Genomic DNA, 16,956 nt, shown 5'->3' on the forward strand with positions numbered 1-16,956 from the left:
GCGCGCAAGCGGCCGATGAGCCGCGCGCCAATCTCGCAGCGGCTTGGCCGCTCACTGACTCAACGCCGCTTCAACAAACTCCCGCCATACACCAGCGCCGACAACACGGTGATCCAGAAGCTCGTCGGCCAATCGGTGTAGAACGCCAGCGTCAGACCCAGCCACGCCTGCAGCAACGCGAACACGGCGGCGAGCACGAGACCGGTCGACAGCCGCGTCGTCACGTTCTGCGCCGCGGCGGCCGGGCCGACCATCAGCGTGAACACCAGCAGCACGCCGACGATCTGCGTGCACGCCGCGACGGCCAGCGCGGCAATCGCGAGAAACAGCACCGACACCCGGCGCAGCGACACGCCCTTGGCCTCCGCCAGTTCCGGCTGCAACGACGCGAACAGCAGCGGCCGCATGATCGCCGCGAGCGCCGCCAGGCTGACTATGCCCAATGCGGCAAGCACACCGAGCGTCGAGGTATTCACGCCGAGCACGTTGCCGAACAGCAGCGCGGTGACCTGCGTCGCGTACGCGGTGAAGAAATGCAGGAACAACAAGCCGAAGCCGAGCGACAGCGACAGGACCACGCCGATCGCGACATCGCGTCCGGCGAGCCGCTCGCCGAGCGCGCCCATGCCGACGCCCGCCGCGAGCGTGAAGCCGATCATCCCCCAGATCGGCGAGATGCCGATCAGCACCGCGCCGGTCGCGCCGGTGAAGCCGACGTGCGAGAGCGCGTGGCCGGCGAAGGTTTGTCCGCGCATCACCAGAAAATAGCCCACCACGCCGGCCAGCACCGCGACGATCCCGGACGCCGCGAAGGCATTCACCATGAAATCGTATTCAAACATCGTGCGTGTGTCCGTCGCGTGAGTCGTGCTGGTGGGAATGGCCGTGCGAGTGCCCGTGAGCGTGCGAGTGACTGTGGCCGCCGTCCTCGTCGTGTTCGTGCTCGTGATCGTGCTTTTCGACTTCGACGTCGCCCGACATCACGAAGATGCGGCCGTTCACGCGCATCACGTCGATCGGCGAGCCATAGAGGCGCGACAGCACCGGCCGCGTGATCACTTCGTCGACGGTGCCGAGCGCCGCCACGCCGCTACCGAGATACAGCACGCGGTCGAGCGAGTTCAGCAGCGGATTCAGCTCATGCGCGGAAAACAGCACGGCGATGCCAAGTTCGCGCTGCACACTGCGCACCAGTTCGACCACGCTCTTCTGATGATGCGGGTCGAGGCTGATCAACGGTTCGTCCAGCAGCAGCAGTTTCGGATTGCCGAGCAGGCACTGCGCGAGCAGCAGCCGCTGACGCTCGCCGCCCGACAGTTCCGACAACGGCCGCTCGGCCAGCTTGCGGCCGCCGACCAGATCGAGCACGCGCTCGACGTCGGCGCGGGTTTTCGCATCCGCATGCGGCAAGCCCCAGCGGTGGCCGTCGGCGGCCATCGCGACGAAATCGCGGCCCCGCACGCGGCGGCCGGCGAGCGCGCTGCGCGTCTGCGGCATATAGCCGATCGACGCGTTGCCGCGCTCGACCGGCTGCCCCAGCACGCGGATCGCGCCTTGCGCCGCGGGCACGAGGCCGAGCACGGCGCGCATCAGCGTGGTTTTACCCGCGCCGTTCGGCCCGAGCACGCCGATGAATTCGCCCTGATTCACCACGAAGCCGGTGTCGCGCAAGATCGTGCGGCCGCCGAGTTCGAGGGTCACATGATCGAGTTCGAGCACAGGCGCGGTGCGGGGGGCGCTTGCGGCGGCGCTTGCCGCCGGGCTGCCTGAAGCGCTGGCTGGCGCGTTGCGGCCAGTCAAGGTCATTGGGTTTTTCCTTTGGCGCCAGAGCTTGCCGATTTCGCCGCCTTCGCATTGTTCGCACCGCTCGCACCGTTCGTGCCGCCCACGGCCAGCGCCGCGCCCAGCGCGTCGAGCTGCGTGAGCATCCACGTCTGATAGGTCTCGCCGGCCGGCTGGGTTTCGGTGACGCTCATGGTCGGCACCTGCGATTGCTGCGCGAGCTTCAACATGCGTTGGGTCAGGGCCTCGGTTGCCTGGCTGTTATAGATCAGAACGCGTACCCGCTTCTCGCGCAGATCGCGTTCGAACGCGGCGATATCGGCCGCGCTGGCTTCGGTGTCGTTCATGGCCGCGAGCTGGAAGCGCTGATTGCGCATCGTCAGCCCCAGCGCGTCCGACATGTAGCCGAACACCGGCTCGGTCGCCGTGACCGGCGCGCCCGCATAGCGGCCATGCAGTTCGGCGACCTTGGCGTCGATCGGCCTGAGCGAAGCGAGAAACTTCGCGAGGTTCGCATCGTACGCCGACTTGTGCGCCGGGTCAGCCGCGACGAGCGCGTCGCTCACCGCGCGCGCCACTTTCGGCATGGTCGCCGGGTCGTACCAGAGGTGCGGATTATCGCCGCTCTTCCTGCCAGTGAGGTCGGCGGCGACGATCGTGGTGCGCTTTGCGCCCTTTGACGCGGCCAGCAGTTTCGCCATCCACGGATCGTAGTCGGCGCCGTTGTAGATCACAAGGCTCGCATGCTGCAACGCGCGCGCGGTCTTCGGGCTCGCTTCGAACAGATGCGGGTCCTGATCCGGATTGCTGAGAATGCTCGTCACGTCGACGCGATCGCCGCCCAGTTGCTGCACCACGTCGCCATAAAAATTCTCCGCGGCGACGACCGGGATTTTCGCGTCGGCGGCCAACGCGCCGTGGCCGAACGCGAACGCCGCCGCGCCCGCGGCCAGGTACTTCGACAGCTTCAGCGCACGGCGCGCCCCGATCAACATCGAGCCGATTTTTTTCATCGTTGTTTCCTGCTGCGTGAGAGTTGGGTGGGTCACAAATGTTGAGACGGGCGCGCCCGCTGGCGGCGACGTTCGTCCAGGTCCTGTGCGGTTCGCTGTGCTGCTTCAGCCATCACGGCTACATGCATGGCAGCCGCCGTGCGTGGTTTCGGGTGGGCGTTCGTGCCCGGCGTCATGCACTGCCTCATACGGAAGCCTCATGCCGAAGCTCCGGCAGGCCGCGCGGCGCGGGCGCACCCGGCACACAGGCCGCTCAGCTCGATCACCTGCCGATGAACCTCGAAACCATGTGCCGGCGCGCTATGCGACAACTGATCGGCAAGATCGTCGCCGGGAATCTCGACGGTCGCGCCGCAGCCGTCGCACATCAGAAACTGGCTGCGGTGCGGCACGCCGATTTCACAGCAGGCGACGTATGCATTCTTCGATTCGATCCGGTGGACGAAGCCGTGCGCGAGCAGAAAATCGAGCGCGCGGTAGACGGTGGTGGGCGGCATCCGTCCGCGCTGCGGCGCGAGCGCATCGAGCAGCTCGTACGCGCCGACCGGCCGCTCGCTGGCGACGACCGCCGCATACACCTGACGCCGCAGCGGCGTCAGCGCGAGTCCGTGCAACGCGGCGTGCGCGTCCGCATGCGCGAGCCGCACGGCATGGTGTTCCGCAATCGACGTGGCCATCGGCATGGACCTCCTGGCGGCAAAAGGCTTCGAAACGAAGCGAGGTCGAAATGATATAACGTATCTCGAATTTTTGTCAGCGGCTTGCACAGAATGTTGTTTGGCTGACCCCCGCACGCCGTCGTCGTGTGGCCGAAGGCGGCAGAAGGGTGCGCGGGTCTCCTGTCGCGCTGCACCATCGAAATCTGGTCGAGCGCCTTGACATGACCCGGTCCGTATCCGATCATTCGATCACTAACAGAGCAATTGTTCGCGCAATGAGCGTTCGCTCACTGCGCCACAAAAAGCAGAACGAACCGGAGACATGCGGTGGCGGCACGATTGCAAGACAAGGTGGCCATTCTGACGGGCGCGGCCAGCGGCATCGGTGAAGCGGTGGCCCGGCGCTATCTGGACGAGGGCGCGCGCTGCGTGCTGGTCGACGTGAAGCCGGCCGACAGTTTCGGCGACGCGCTGCGCGCAGCCCACGGCGAGCGCGTGCTGAGCGTGAGCGCCGACGTCACGCGCCGCGACGACATCGACCGGATTCTCGCGAGCACGCTCGCGCGCTTCGGCCAGGTCGACATTCTGTTCAACAACGCGGCGCTCTTCGATATGCGCCCGATCCTCGATGAATCCTGGGACGTGTTCGACCGCCTTTTCGCGGTCAACGTGAAGGGCATGTTCTTTCTGATGCAAACCGTCGCGCGCCGGATGGTCGAGCAGGGCCGCGGCGGCAAGATCATCAACATGTCGTCGCAAGCCGGGCGGCGCGGCGAGGCGCTGGTGTCGCACTACTGCGCGACCAAGGCGGCGGTGTTGAGCTACACGCAGTCCGCGGCGCTCGCACTCGCGCCGCACCGGATCAACGTGAACGGCATCGCGCCGGGCGTCGTCGATACGCCGATGTGGAATGAAGTCGACGCGCTCTTCGCCCGCTATGAAAACCGGCCGCTCGGCGAGAAGAAGCGGCTGGTGGGCGAAGCGGTGCCGCTCGGCCGCATGGGGGTGCCGGACGATCTCACCGGCGCCGCGCTATTTCTCGCCTCCGCGGACGCCGACTACATCACCGCGCAAACCCTGAACGTCGACGGTGGCAACTGGATGAGCTAGGCGAATGCGTCGGGCGCAGGCCCTCGAAACCCGCGCGCGCCATCGCCATTTCCGTAAAACAAACGCAGCACCACATAACGTACGAGAAAGGAGACAACACATGAAACCAGCATTCAAATCCACGCTGAAGGCGGTCAGCGCCGGCGCGGCAGCATGTTTTGCGTTGAGCGCATCGGCGGCCACGGTGACGATCGCGACGTTGAACAACCCGGACATGATCGAGCTGAAGAAACTCTCGCCCGCGTTCGAAAAAGCGAATCCGGACATCAAGCTGAACTGGGTGATTCTCGAAGAAAACGTGCTGCGTCAGCGCGCCACGACCGACATCACCACCGGCAGCGGCCAGTTCGACGTGATGACGATCGGCGCCTATGAAACGCCGCAATGGGGCAAGCGCGGCTGGCTCACGCCGCTCACCAATCTGCCCGCCAGCTACGATCTGAACGACGTCGTGAAGACGGCCCGCGACGGGCTGTCGAGTGGCGGCCAGCTGTACGCGCTGCCGTTCTACGTCGAGAGTTCGATGACCTATTACCGCAAGGATCTGTTCGACAAGGCCGGCCTGAAAATGCCCGACCAGCCGACCTATGACCAGATCGCACAATTCGCCGACAAGCTCACCGACAAAGCCAACGGCCAGTACGGCATCTGCCTGCGCGGCAAGGCAGGCTGGGGCGAGAACATGGCGTACAGCACGACGGTGGTGAACACCTTCGGCGGCCGCTGGTTCGACGAGAAGTGGAACGCGCAGCTCACGTCGCCGGAATGGAAAAAGGCGATCACGTTCTACGTCGATCTGCTGAAGAAGAACGGCCCGCCGGGAGCCAGCTCGAACGGCTTCAACGAAAACCTCACGCTGATGTCGTCGGGCAAGTGCGCGATGTGGATCGACGCGACGGTGGCGGCCGGCATGCTCTACAACAAGAACCAGTCGCAGATCGCTGACAAGGTCGGTTTCGCCGCGGCACCGATCGCGGTCACGCCGAAGGGCTCGCACTGGCTGTGGGCGTGGGCGCTGGCGATTCCGAAGTCGTCGAAGCAGGCCGAATCGGCGAAGAAGTTCATCACGTGGGCGACGTCGAAGGAATACATCGAACTGGTCGCGAAGGATGAAGGCTGGGCCTCGGTGCCGCCGGGAACGCGCCAGTCGACCTATGCGCGCCCCGAGTACCAGAAGGCCGCACCGTTCGGCGCGTTCGTGCTGAAGGCGATCGAAACGGCGGACCCGGATCACCCGACCCTCAAACCGGTGCCTTACACCGGCGTGCAGTTCGTGGGGATTCCTGAGTTTCAATCGTTCGGCACCGTGGTCGGTCAGAGCATTTCCGGTGCGATTGCCGGTCAGATGACGGTCGATCAGGCGCTGGCGGCGGGCAACGCCACCGCGGATCGCGCGGTGAAGCAGGCCGGCTATCAGAAGTAACGTAGCAACCCAGCCACGTCAGTGATGTGGCACGCGCCGGCTGACGCCCGTCAGCCGGCTCACGCAGCACAGCGGGGCCGTCCCGGCCGCGAGCGAGCGGTTGGGGCGTCGCACGATGCCGCAACGGTTCATGCGGCTCACGCGGACGCCCCCGCGCATTACCGAACAGGTGGTCAATCATGCGTCCTTTGCGCCTACCTCTCATGCATGCCCAGCCCCAGACCGAAAAAGAACGCGAAACCCGTAAAGCCAATTCCGCCCGCTGGCTAGTGTCGCCATCGGTCGCCGTGCTGGTGCTGTGGATGGCGATTCCTCTCGCGATGACGATCTGGTTTTCGTTCTCGCGCTACAACCTGCTGAATCCGGATCTGCGCGGCTTCGCCGGCCTCGACAACTATCGCTACCTCGCGAGCGACCCGTCGTTCTGGCCGTCGATCGCCAACACGCTCGAGTTGATCATCTCCGTGCTGGTGATCACGGTGGTCGGCGGCGTGCTGATGGCGATCCTGTTCGACCGCAAGTTTTACGGCCAGGGTGTCGCGCGGCTGCTCGCCATCGCACCGTTCTTCGTGATGCCGACCGTGAGCGCGCTGATCTGGAAGAACATGATCCTGCATCCGGTGTACGGCCTCGTCGCGCAGGGCATGCGCGCGATCGGCCTGCAGCCGATCGACTGGTTCGCCGTCTATCCGCTCACCGCGGTGATCATGATCGTCGCGTGGCAGTGGCTGCCGTTCGCGTTCCTGATTCTGTTCACGGCGATCCAGTCGCTCGATCAGGAGCAGAAGGAGGCGGCGCGCATCGACGGCGCGGGTCCGTTCTCGATGTTCTTCTACATCACGCTGCCGCACCTGAGACGCGCGATCGCGGTGGTGGTGATGATGGAAACGATTTTCCTGCTGTCGATCTTCGCCGAAATCTATACGACCACGGGCGGCGGTCCGGGCACCGCGACCACCAATCTGTCGTACCTGATCTTTTCGCTGGGCCTGCAACAGTTCGACGTCGGTCTCGCGTCGGCGGGCGGCATTCTTGCTGTCGTGCTGGCCAACATCGTGTCGTTCTTCCTCGTGCGGATGCTCGCGAAGAACCTGAAAGGGGAGTACGAAAAATGAGCCACGTTGCCTCTACCCCGGCATCGACGACCACGCCGATGACCGTGCCGACCAAGTCGCCGTTCGATGCAATCCGTCGCGGCATCCCCGGCGTGATTGCGTGGCTCGTCGCGCTGCTGCTGTTCTTCCCGATCTTCTGGATGACGATCACCGCATTCAAGACCGAGCAGCAGGCGTACTCGTCGTCGCTCTTTTTCGTGCCGACGCTGGAGAGCTTTCGCGAGGTGTTCGCGCGCAGCAATTACTTTTCGTTCGCGTGGAATTCGGTGCTGATTTCGGTGGGCGTCACCGTCTTGTGTCTGATTCTCGCGGTGCCCGCCGCGTATGCGATGGCATTCTTTCCGACGCGCCGCACGCAGAAGGTGCTGCTGTGGATGTTGTCGACCAAGATGATGCCGTCGGTCGGCGTGCTGGTGCCGATCTACCTGCTGTGGAAAAACAGCGGCCTGCTCGATACGGTGTCGGGTCTGGTGATCGTCTACACGCTGATCAATCTGCCGATCGCGGTGTGGATGTCGTTCACGTACTTCGCCGAGATTCCGCGTGACATTCTCGAAGCAGGGCGTATCGACGGGGCCGCGACCTGGCAGGAAATCGTCTATCTGCTGATGCCGATGTCCCTGCCCGGTCTCGCGTCCACCGCGCTGCTGCTCGTGATCCTTTCGTGGAACGAAGCGTTCTGGAGCATCAATCTTTCCAGTTCGAACGCCGCGCCGCTCACGGTGTTCATCGCGTCGTATTCGAGTCCTGAAGGCCTGTTCTGGGCCAAACTGTCGGCGGCTTCGCTGCTGGCGGTCGCGCCGATCCTGATCGTCGGCTGGCTGTCGCAGAAGCAACTGGTGCGCGGCCTCACGTTCGGGGCGGTCAAATGACGGCGGGAGCAAGTGGGGGCGCGTTGGCAAGCAACTATGCGTTGATCTGCGATTGCGACGGCGTGCTGATCGACAGCGAAGCCGTGGCGGCGCGCATGCTGGTGCACGAACTCGAAGCGCGCTGGCCCGATACCGACGTCGAACCGGTAGTGCTGCCGCTGCTCGGACTGCGAATCGAAAAGGTGCTGCAGAGCACGGCGGCGCAACTCGGCAAAAGCCTTAGTGTTGCCGAGATCGACGCGATTCGCCGCGCGGTGGAAGCCGCGGCGATCGAAGCGCCGGCGGTCGAAGGCATCGAGGCCGCGCTCGCCCAGGTGCCGCTCGTCAAGGGCTGCGCGAGCAACAGCTTCCGGCCTTACGTGGAGACCGTGCTGACGCGCACGGGTCTCGTGCGCTTTTTCGGCGAGCGGCTGTTTTGCGCCGACGCGGTGCCGAATCCGAAGCCCGCGCCCGACGTCTATCTGGCGGCGGCGCGCGGACTCGGGCTCGCGCCTTCCGCGTGCCTCGTGGTGGAGGACAGCGTGACCGGCGTGACGGCGGCGAGCGCGGCGGGCATGACGGTGCTCGGTTTCATCGGCGGAGGTCATGCGAGCGACGCGCAGATCGACAAGCTGCATGCGGCCGGCGCGCGTCACGTATTCGACGACATGCGGCAATTGCCGGACATCGTCGCGCAATGGACGCTGAGCGCGACGGCGGCGGCGCCCTGAGCGCAAGCCCGGCTCGCGACGGCTAAAGGTCAGCGGTCAACGGGCAGGCATCGAACGCACACAGCAACACATAGCGACACACAGCATTACACGGAGACACATCATGGCAAGCGTAACTCTGCGCAACATCAGAAAGGCCTACGACGACAACGAAGTGATGCGCGACATCAACCTCGACATCGCCGACGGCGAGTTCGTCGTGTTCGTGGGCCCGAGCGGCTGCGGTAAATCGACCTTGATGCGGATGATCGCCGGTCTCGAAGACATCAGCGGCGGCGACCTGACCATCGACGGCGTGCGCGTGAACGACGTGCAGCCCGCCAAGCGGGGCATCGCGATGGTGTTCCAGTCGTACGCGTTGTATCCGCACATGACGCTGTACGACAACATGGCGTTCGGCCTGAAACTCGCCGGCACCAAGAAGCCCGAGATCGATGCGGCCGTGCGCAACGCCGCGAAGATCCTGCACATCGATCATCTGCTCGATCGCAAGCCGAAGCAGCTGTCCGGCGGCCAGCGCCAGCGCGTGGCGATCGGCCGCGCGATCACGCGCAAGCCGAAGGTGTTCCTGTTCGACGAGCCGCTGTCGAATCTCGACGCCGCGCTGCGCGTGAAAATGCGCCTCGAATTCGCGCGTCTGCACGACGAACTGAAGACCACGATGATCTACGTGACGCACGATCAGGTCGAAGCGATGACGCTGGCCGACAAGATCGTCGTGCTGTCGGCGGGCAATCTCGAACAGGTCGGCAGCCCGACCATGCTGTATCACGCGCCCGCCAACCGCTTCGTCGCCGGCTTCATCGGCTCGCCGAAGATGAACTTCATGGAAGGCATCGTGCAGTCGGTCACGCACGACGGCGTCACGGTGCACTACGAAACCGGCGAGACGCAACGCGTCGCGGTGGAGCCGGGCTCGGTCAAGCAGGGCGACAAGGTGACGGTCGGCATCCGCCCCGAACACCTGCACGTGGGCATGACCGACGACGGCGTCTCGGCCCGCACGATGGCCGTCGAATCGCTCGGCGACGCGGCGTATCTATATGCGGAATCGAGCGTCGCGCCGGACGGACTGATCGCGCGGATCCCGCCACTCGAACGACACGCAAAAGGCGAAGTGCAAAAGCTCGGCGCCACGCCCGAGCACTGCCATCTTTTCGACAGCGAAGGGAAAGCATTCCAGCGTAAGATCGTTGAAGTGCTGGCCGCGTGACGCGATGGGAAGCGGCGAGCGCGCCGCTTTCCTTTCCACCACGCTGCGGGGAACGCTCATGTCCGCCTACGTCGTCATCACGCGCGAGAAAACGCTCGACCCCGCGAAGCTCGAAGAATACAAACAGGTCGCGCCGGCCACCTTCGATCAGCGGCCGGTCGTGATGCTGGCGAGCCACGGGCGCAGGGAAGTGCTGGAGGGGCCCGCGCTCGAAGACATCCTGATTCTCGAATTCACCGGCTACGACGAAGCGCTCGCGTGGTATCGCAGTCCCGCGTATCAGGCGGTCAGCGAAACGCGGCTGCAGGGCGGCGACTATCGGATCATCGTCACCGAAGGTTTGCCGCAGATATAGCGCCTCGGTGCGCCTGCCGCCGGCGTCATGCTTCCAGCGCGGCGCGCGCGCACAACTCGTCGGTCACCAGTCCCGACAACCAGCCGCCCTTGAGCACCGCGATCAGCGCTTCACGCTTGCGCTGGCCGCCGGCGAAACCAATCGTCGGACGACGTGGCGGCGTATCGAGCGCGATGCTCGTCACGCGCCGGCCGGTCGGCGATTCGACGTGCGCGCCGGCTGCATCGATTGGCAGTCCGAGCATTTCGGCCACGGCGCCGTTGTGCATCAATTCCTTCACTTCCGCCGACGTGATGAAGCCGTCTTCATGCAGCGGACACTTCGGCCCGATATTGCCGATCCCGACAAACGCGACATCGGCCTGCGCCGAGAGCGACTGGACGATCCGGTACAGCCGGTGATTGCACCACTGCGCGCGCTCGGCCTCGCTATCGGCAAGCAGCGGCGCGGGCAGCAGAAAATACTTGCCGCCGGTCTTTTCGGAAATGTGCAGCGCGACGTCGTAGCGGTTCGACGAGCCGTCCTGCGCGATCGCCCCGACCATCGACACCAGCCGATGCTGCGGACGGTCCAGCTGCGCGATCTGATCGACCGCGGCCTTCAGCGTGCGGCCGCTGCTCACCGCGACCACCATCGGCTTTTCCGCGCCGAGATAGCGCTCCATCACCTGCGCGCCGGCCACCGCCAGCTTGCGGTCGACTTCGTCGGAGGTGTCGCCGTCGATCGGCACCACTTCGCACATGCTCAGGCCGTAGCGCTTCGACAGCTGATCGGCGAGCAACAGACAGTCGGCCAGTTTGTGATCGACACGCACGCGAATCAGATTCTTTTCCACCGCGAAGGCGACCAGCCGTTGCGCGACCGGACGTGAGACCTGCAGCTTCTCGGCAATTTCGTTCTGGGTGTTGCCGGCGACGTAGTAGAGCCACGCGGCGCGGGTAGCAAGATCTAGTTTTTCTGAGGACTTGGGCACGGTAACGGCTCGCTTGAGGTGCGCCGATGATAGCAGCCGGCCGGCGTCTCTCAACGCCAAGCGGCCGTGGCTGCCGCTGGCTCAGGCGAGCGGCGCGCGCGCCGGGTCGAACAGCGGCCGCACGTGACGGTATAGCGCCCGGTACGCTTCGAGCCGCGTGCGCAGTTCGGCATGGCGGCGCGGATTCGGCGTGAACTCCTTTTCGATCGGCGGCTTGGTCAGCACCGTGGCCGGGTCGCCGCCCGCGGCCAGCCAGCCGAGGCGGGCTGCGCCTAGCGCCGCGCCGGTTTCGCCGCCGCCGTGCTTGCGCGTCGCGGTGTCGAGTGCATCGGCCAGCAGTTGTGCCCAGTAGTCGCTGCGCGCGCCGCCGCCGAGCAGCGACAGCGCCTTCGCCTCAGTGCCGGCCGCGCGCAACGCGTCGAGGCCGTCGGTGAGCGCGAGCGTCACGCCTTCGAGCACCGCATAACCGAGCAACGCGCGATCGGTCGCGTGATTCATGCCGAAGAACACGCCTTGCGCATACGGGTCGTTGTGGGGCGTGCGTTCTCCGGACAGATACGGCAGGAACAGCGGCGCGGTGCTCAATGCATCGGCGGGGAGTGCCTCGATTTCGGCGAGCAGGGTGGGCTCGTCGGTCGAGGTGAGCTTGCAGACCCAGCGCAGGCAACTCGCCGCCGACAACACCACGCTCATCTGATGCCAGCGATCCGGAATCGCATGACAGAACGCGTGCACGGCGGAGGCCGGATTCGGCCGGAAACTGTCGCCGACCACGCACAGCACGCCCGACGTGCCGAGCGACACGAAGCCGTCGCCCGGTTGCGTCGCGCCGATGCCGATCGCGCTGGTGGCGTTGTCGCCGCCGCCCGCCGCGACGATCACGCCGTCGCTCAGGCCGAATTCGCGTGCGAGCGACGGCAGCAGCGTGCCGGACGGCGCGCTGCCTTCGGCGAGGCTCGGCATCTGCGCACGCGTCATGTTGCAGGCGGCGAGCAACGAGTCCGACCAGTCGCGCCTCGCGACATCGAGCCACAACGTGCCCGCCGCATCCGACGGATCGGACACCTTGCCGCCCGTCAATTGCAAGCGCAGATAGTCCTTCGGCAGCAGCACGCAGGCGGTCCGCGCGAAAATCTCCGGCTCATGGCGTGCGACCCACAGCAGTTTCGGCGCGGTGAAACCCGGCATCGCCAGATTGCCCGCCACGCTGTGCAGATCCGGCGCACGCCCGGTCAACTCCGCGCACTCCTTGTCGCTGCGCATGTCGTTCCACAGGATCGCGGGACGCAGCACGCCGTCCTCGGCATCGAGCAGCACCGCGCCGTGCATCTGCCCCGACAGGCCGATGCCGCGAATCTGCGCGAACTCGTCGGGATGCCGCTCACGCAACGCGGTGAGCGCCGCGCGCGTGCCCGTCCACCAGTCCTCGGGATTCTGCTCGGCCCAGCGCTGATGCGGACGCGAAACGGTAAAGGGGGAGCCTGCCGTGCCGATCACGCGACCATCGGAGGCGAGCAGCAGAACTTTCACTTCGGACGTGCCGAGGTCGATGCCGAGATACATGGGCGCGAAACCTTCGTCGTTAGGGATGCGCTACTTTAGCCGCACCTGACGCGCGCTGCCATGCGCATTAAGCCTGGCACTGCGCGCGATCGATTCGAAACAGGACGCACCGGAGTGCTCAAACCGCGCCGCGGTGGGCGAGCCAGACATCGACGCGCGCGAGCGCACCTGCGAGCGCCGATTCCAGCTCCGGTGTCTGCGCCATGCTGCCCCACAGCAGCCGGTCGGCGGCGAACGCCTGCAACGGGTCGGGCGCCGCGAAGAAGCCGTGCGCGACGCGCTCGTCCATCACGCCGTCCTGATACGCATACGGCAGCTTGCCCGCATGCCAGCGTTCGAGAAAGCGGAAAAACAGCGCGGGCAGCATCGCCGTCGCGGCCGGCGTGACGCCCCGTTCGAAACACTCGGACAGCGTCGGCGCGATGAAGCCGGGCAGCTTCGAAAAGCCGTCGGCCGCGACGCGCTGGTTGGTGTCCTGGATATACGGATTGCTGAAGCGTTCGAGCACCACGTCGCGATAGCGTGCGAGATCGAGCGGGCTCGGCGAGAGGCACGGGATCACGTCTTCGGTCACGTAGTCGAACGCGAACTGGCGAATGTCGGCGTCGAGCGTGCCTTCGTGAATGTAGTTCAGCCCGACCAACGTGCCCGCCCACGCGATGCAGCTATGCGGCGCGTTGAGAATGCGGATCTTCGCTTCCTCGTACGGCAGTACCGAGTCGACCAGTTCCGCGCCGACTTTTTCCCATGCCGGTCGCCCGGCGATGAAGCGGTCTTCGATCACCCACTGGATGAACGCTTCGCCCATCACCGGGCATGCGTCGTCGAAGCCGGTCGCGGCCTTGACGCGCTCGCGCACGTCCGGTGTCGGACGCGGTGTGATGCGGTCGACCATCGAGCTAGGGCAGGCGGTGTTGTTGTCGAACCATTGCGCGAGACGGTCCGCGCCGCGTCGTTCGAGAAACTCGCTCATGCCCGCGTGAAAGCGCTCGCCGTTGCTGCGCAGGTTGTCGCAAGTCTGCAGCGTGACGGGGCCCGCGCCGCGTTGCATGCGTGCGTCGAGAATCGCCGCCAGCGCGCCGTAGATGGTGGTGTGGCCGCCTTTCAGGTCGGCGGCGAGATCGGCGTTGCCGGTGTCGAGCCGGTCGTGTTCGTCGAGGTAATAGCCGCCTTCGGTGACGGTGAACGCGATGATCTTGCAGGCCGGATCGGCGCCCGCTTCGATCAGCGCGTCGAGGCTTTCGGTCCACGGCACCACGCGTTCGATCGAGCGGATCGTCTCGTAGGCGCGCTCGCCCTGCGGCGTGACGGTTTCGAGCGTGTAGACGCCGTCCTGCGCGGCGAGTGCTTCGAGCACCGCGTTCATGTCGCTGCGGATATTGCCGACCGTCAGCGACCAGTGCTCGCCCTGCAGCTTCGCCTCGTTCAGCCGATGCAGGTACCACGCCTGATGCGCGCGATGAAACGATCCCGCGCCGATGTGCAGGATCACGTGTGCGGCCGCGCCGCTGCCTTGCCCGGTGTCCATGTGCGTCTCCTATGTCGACCGGAGTTGGCGCTTTAGCGCCTACTCCGGTCCCATGATGGTTTCCTGTTGGCGCTTTAGCGCCTACTCCGGTCCCATGACGGTTTCCTGTTGGCGCTTTAGCGCCTACTCCGGTCCCATGATGGTTGCTGTTGTCGCACGGCTCGAAGCGTGCGTTTTCTCGTGACGGAGCATTTGCTCTGCGTGTGAGCGAATGATCGTACCCGGCGAAACGAAAGTCAAGGCGGCGTCAGCGGCTTTTCGTGGCGCAGCGCGGCGTGGGCGGGCCTTCCGGGTGACCGGCAAGGCGTGGCCGGGCGAGCCGCCGTGCCTCGACGTGCGTTTTGCATTGCATCAAATTTGACCTGGGGAACGTCAGGACTAACCCGAATGCAAAAAAGTATTGGTCCGCGGTCTCATTTTTAGTGGTGGCCGGCGCGGTTGCAGGCTACTTTTCGCTATACAAGACGAAGAGCAGCGGCGCCCCCGGCGGCCCGCTTCATGGAGGCAAGACAGTGCAACCCGATCTGGAAATCGTGGCCGTGCGCCGCGACGAATCGTTCAAGGTGTGGTCGCATGGCTATCCGTACCGAACGGTGCGCTGGCATTTTCATCCGGAATACGAAATTCATCTGATCGTTGCGACGACCGGCAAGATGTTCGTCGGCGATCACATCAGCAGTTTCGCGCCCGGCAATCTGGTATTGATGGGCCCGAACCTGCCGCACAACTGGGTCAGCGACGTGCCCGAAGGCGAGACCATCGCGCAGCGCAACCTGGTCGTGCAGTTCGGCCAGGAGTTCGTGTCGGGCTGCCTCGACAGCTTTCCCGAGTGGCGCCAGGTCGAGGCGCTGCTGGCCGACTCGCGCCGGGGCGTGTCGTTCGGCGCACGCACCAGCGCCGCGGTCCAGCCGCTATTCATGGAGTTGCTGACTGCGCGCGGGCTGCGCCGTCTCGTGCTGTTCATGTCGATGTTAGAGATCCTGATGAATGCCGAGGACCGCGAGACGTTGGCGAGTCCCGCCTATCAGGCCGACCCGACCGGCTTCGCGTCGACCCGCATCAATCACGTGCTGTCGTATATCGGCAAGAACCTCGCGAACGAACTGCGCGAGTCGGATCTGGCGCAGCTGGCCGGGCAGAGCGTCAGCGCGTTCTCGCGCTATTTCCGTCGCCATACCGGCTTGCCGTTCGTGCAGTACGTGAACCGGATGCGCATCAACCTCGCGTGCCAGTTGCTCACCGACGGCGAACTGAGCGTGACCGATATCTGTTTCAAGGCGGGCTTCAACAACCTGTCGAATTTCAACCGGCAGTTCCTCGCGGTGAAGGGCATGGCGCCGTCGAAATTCCGCCGCTATCAGCAACTGAACGACGCGAGCCGCGACGCGTCCGAGGAAGCCGCGGCGCGCGGCGCGGGCATCGACGACGCGCCGGCCATCGTGCTCGCACCGGGGTTGCCCCGCAACGTTTGCGCCGCCTATCCGTTCACCTAGCCAGCAGCAACTGCGCCGCTGCATTGCCCGTCGCCGGGCGTTCAGCCGAAGCGTTTTACTTCAACCGCGTTTCAACACGTATCGCGCTGTGCGAGCACAGCGTGAGGGACGTGCTCACTTTTAATAACGGAGACAACCATGACGCAATCCCTTTCGAAGCAGACCTCGCTGCAGACCCTGGCGCGCCGTTCAGCGGCGCTGGCGACGCTCGCATTCGGCCTGTCGCTGATCGCCGCACCGGCTGCGCAAGCCGCGCCGCTGAAAATCGGCATGACGTTTCAGGAACTGAACAACCCGTACTTCGTGACGATGCAGAAGGCGTTGAACGACGCGGCCGCTTCGATCGGTGCAACGGTGGTCGTCACCGACGCGCATCACGACGTGAGCAAACAGGTCAGCGACGTCGAGGACATGCTGCAAAAGAAGATCGACATCCTGCTCGTGAATCCGACCGATTCGACCGGCATCCAATCGGCGGTGACGTCGGCGAAGAAGGCGGGCGTGGTGGTCGTCGCGGTGGATGCGAACGCGAATGGCCCCGTCGATTCGTTCGTCGGCTCGAAGAACTATGACGCGGGCGTGATGGCCTGCGAGTATCTCGCGAAGTCGATCGGCGGTAGCGGCGAAGTGGCGATTCTCGACGGCATTCCGGTCGTGCCGATTCTCGAACGCGTGCGCGGCTGCAAGGCGGCGCTCGCGAAAGCGCCGGGCGTCAAGCTCGTAGACACGCAGAACGGCAAGCAGGAACGCGCGACCGCGCTGTCCGTCACCGAGAACATGATTCAGGCGCATCCGAATCTGAAGGGCGTGTTCAGCGTCAACGACGGCGGCTCGATGGGCGCGCTCTCGGCGATCGAAGCGTCGGGTAAGGACATCAAGCTGACCAGCGTCGACGGCGCGCCGGAAGCGATTGCCGCGATCCAGAAGCCGAACTCGAAGTTCGTCGAAACGTCCGCGCAGTTCCCGGCCGACCAGGTGCGTATCGCCCTCGGCATCGCGCTCGCGAAGAAGTGGGGTGCCAATGTGCCGAAAGCGATTCCGGTCGACGTGAAGATGATCGACAAGAGCAATGCGAAGGGCTTCAGCTGGTAACGCGAACGCCCGTTGCCGCGCTCATCGAAGCGCGGCGACGGGCGGCACAGGAGCA

At 65.1% G+C, this 16,956-nt stretch carries 16 protein-coding genes; 9 read left to right on the plus strand and 7 right to left on the minus strand.

Annotation, left to right across the window (positions count from 1 at the left end; all coding sequences use genetic code 11):
• Window positions 1-59: 59 nt before the first annotated feature.
• The 4 genes from PQQ53_RS07240 to PQQ53_RS07255 all read right to left on the minus strand — a co-directional run bounded on the left by PQQ53_RS07240 (window position 60) and on the right by PQQ53_RS07255 (window position 3,472).
• Window positions 60-842, minus strand: a complete 783-nt coding sequence (locus PQQ53_RS07240; protein WP_408140510.1) for a metal ABC transporter permease — start codon at window positions 840-842, stop codon at window positions 60-62.
• Complete coding sequence (locus tag PQQ53_RS07245; RefSeq protein ID WP_408140512.1) at window positions 835-1,806, minus strand: ABC transporter ATP-binding protein; 972 nt, start codon at window positions 1,804-1,806, stop codon at window positions 835-837. Before PQQ53_RS07245 ends, PQQ53_RS07240 begins: the two co-directional genes overlap by 8 nt.
• Window positions 1,803-2,795 (minus strand): metal ABC transporter solute-binding protein, encoded by a 993-nt coding sequence (locus tag PQQ53_RS07250; RefSeq protein ID WP_408323560.1) that lies wholly within the window; start codon window positions 2,793-2,795, stop codon window positions 1,803-1,805. The genes PQQ53_RS07245 and PQQ53_RS07250 overlap by 4 nt, the downstream gene beginning before the upstream one ends.
• 197 nt (window positions 2,796-2,992) lie before the next feature.
• Window positions 2,993-3,472 carry a Fur family transcriptional regulator gene (locus PQQ53_RS07255; protein WP_408323561.1) on the minus strand — a complete coding sequence of 160 codons (480 nt, stop codon included), beginning with the start codon at window positions 3,470-3,472 and terminating at the stop codon, window positions 2,993-2,995.
• Window positions 3,473-3,781: 309 nt separating this feature from the next.
• On the opposite strand from PQQ53_RS07255, the gene PQQ53_RS07260 reads away from it, so the two are divergent.
• From PQQ53_RS07260 to PQQ53_RS07290, 7 genes are all read left to right on the plus strand, one after another.
• Window positions 3,782-4,564, plus strand: a complete 783-nt coding sequence (locus PQQ53_RS07260; RefSeq protein WP_408140518.1) for an L-iditol 2-dehydrogenase — start codon at window positions 3,782-3,784, stop codon at window positions 4,562-4,564.
• A 100-nt stretch (window positions 4,565-4,664) separates the two neighbouring features.
• The gene (locus tag PQQ53_RS07265) at window positions 4,665-5,987 is read left to right on the plus strand and encodes an ABC transporter substrate-binding protein (RefSeq protein ID WP_408140520.1); all 1,323 of its coding nucleotides are present in this window, start codon (window positions 4,665-4,667) and stop codon (window positions 5,985-5,987) included.
• 179 nt (window positions 5,988-6,166) lie between these two features.
• Entirely contained in the window at window positions 6,167-7,102 is a 936-nt protein-coding gene (locus PQQ53_RS07270; protein WP_408140521.1) for a carbohydrate ABC transporter permease, read from the plus strand.
• Between the two features lie 38 nt (window positions 7,103-7,140).
• Complete coding sequence (locus PQQ53_RS07275) at window positions 7,141-7,974, plus strand: carbohydrate ABC transporter permease (protein ID WP_408140927.1); 834 nt, start codon at window positions 7,141-7,143, stop codon at window positions 7,972-7,974.
• A complete protein-coding gene (locus PQQ53_RS07280) occupies window positions 7,971-8,684 on the plus strand; it encodes an HAD family hydrolase (RefSeq protein ID WP_408140523.1) in 714 nt (237 codons plus the stop codon). The genes PQQ53_RS07275 and PQQ53_RS07280 overlap by 4 nt, the downstream gene beginning before the upstream one ends.
• 103 nt (window positions 8,685-8,787) lie before the next feature.
• On the plus strand, window positions 8,788-9,897 hold the full coding sequence (locus tag PQQ53_RS07285; RefSeq protein WP_408323562.1) for an ABC transporter ATP-binding protein: 1,110 nt from the start codon (window positions 8,788-8,790) through the stop codon (window positions 9,895-9,897).
• A gap of 58 nt (window positions 9,898-9,955) precedes the next feature.
• On the plus strand, window positions 9,956-10,252 hold the full coding sequence (locus PQQ53_RS07290; RefSeq protein WP_168664795.1) for a DUF1330 domain-containing protein: 297 nt from the start codon (window positions 9,956-9,958) through the stop codon (window positions 10,250-10,252).
• A gap of 25 nt (window positions 10,253-10,277) precedes the next feature.
• Here PQQ53_RS07290 and PQQ53_RS07295 read toward each other — a convergent pair whose 3' ends face one another.
• The 3 genes from PQQ53_RS07295 to dalD all read right to left on the minus strand — a co-directional run bounded on the left by PQQ53_RS07295 (window position 10,278) and on the right by dalD (window position 14,316).
• Window positions 10,278-11,225 (minus strand): sugar-binding transcriptional regulator, encoded by a 948-nt coding sequence (locus PQQ53_RS07295; protein WP_408140527.1) that lies wholly within the window; start codon window positions 11,223-11,225, stop codon window positions 10,278-10,280.
• A gap of 81 nt (window positions 11,226-11,306) precedes the next feature.
• Complete coding sequence (gene xylB, locus PQQ53_RS07300; protein ID WP_408140529.1) at window positions 11,307-12,788, minus strand: xylulokinase; 1,482 nt, start codon at window positions 12,786-12,788, stop codon at window positions 11,307-11,309.
• 118 nt (window positions 12,789-12,906) lie between these two features.
• The gene (gene dalD / locus PQQ53_RS07305) at window positions 12,907-14,316 is read right to left on the minus strand and encodes a D-arabinitol 4-dehydrogenase (protein ID WP_408323563.1); all 1,410 of its coding nucleotides are present in this window, start codon (window positions 14,314-14,316) and stop codon (window positions 12,907-12,909) included.
• Between the two features lie 512 nt (window positions 14,317-14,828).
• Here dalD and PQQ53_RS07310 point away from each other — a divergent pair.
• Both PQQ53_RS07310 and PQQ53_RS07315 read left to right on the plus strand, forming a co-directional pair.
• Entirely contained in the window at window positions 14,829-15,809 is a 981-nt protein-coding gene (locus PQQ53_RS07310) for an AraC family transcriptional regulator (protein ID WP_408140534.1), read from the plus strand.
• Window positions 15,810-15,947: 138 nt separating this feature from the next.
• The gene (locus tag PQQ53_RS07315) at window positions 15,948-16,901 is read left to right on the plus strand and encodes an ABC transporter substrate-binding protein (RefSeq protein WP_408323564.1); all 954 of its coding nucleotides are present in this window, start codon (window positions 15,948-15,950) and stop codon (window positions 16,899-16,901) included.
• Window positions 16,902-16,956: the final 55 nt, after the last annotated feature.

It is taken from the genome of Paraburkholderia strydomiana (genome assembly GCF_046030495.1).
GTDB classification, from domain to species: Bacteria; Pseudomonadota; Gammaproteobacteria; order Burkholderiales; family Burkholderiaceae; genus Paraburkholderia; species Paraburkholderia strydomiana_A.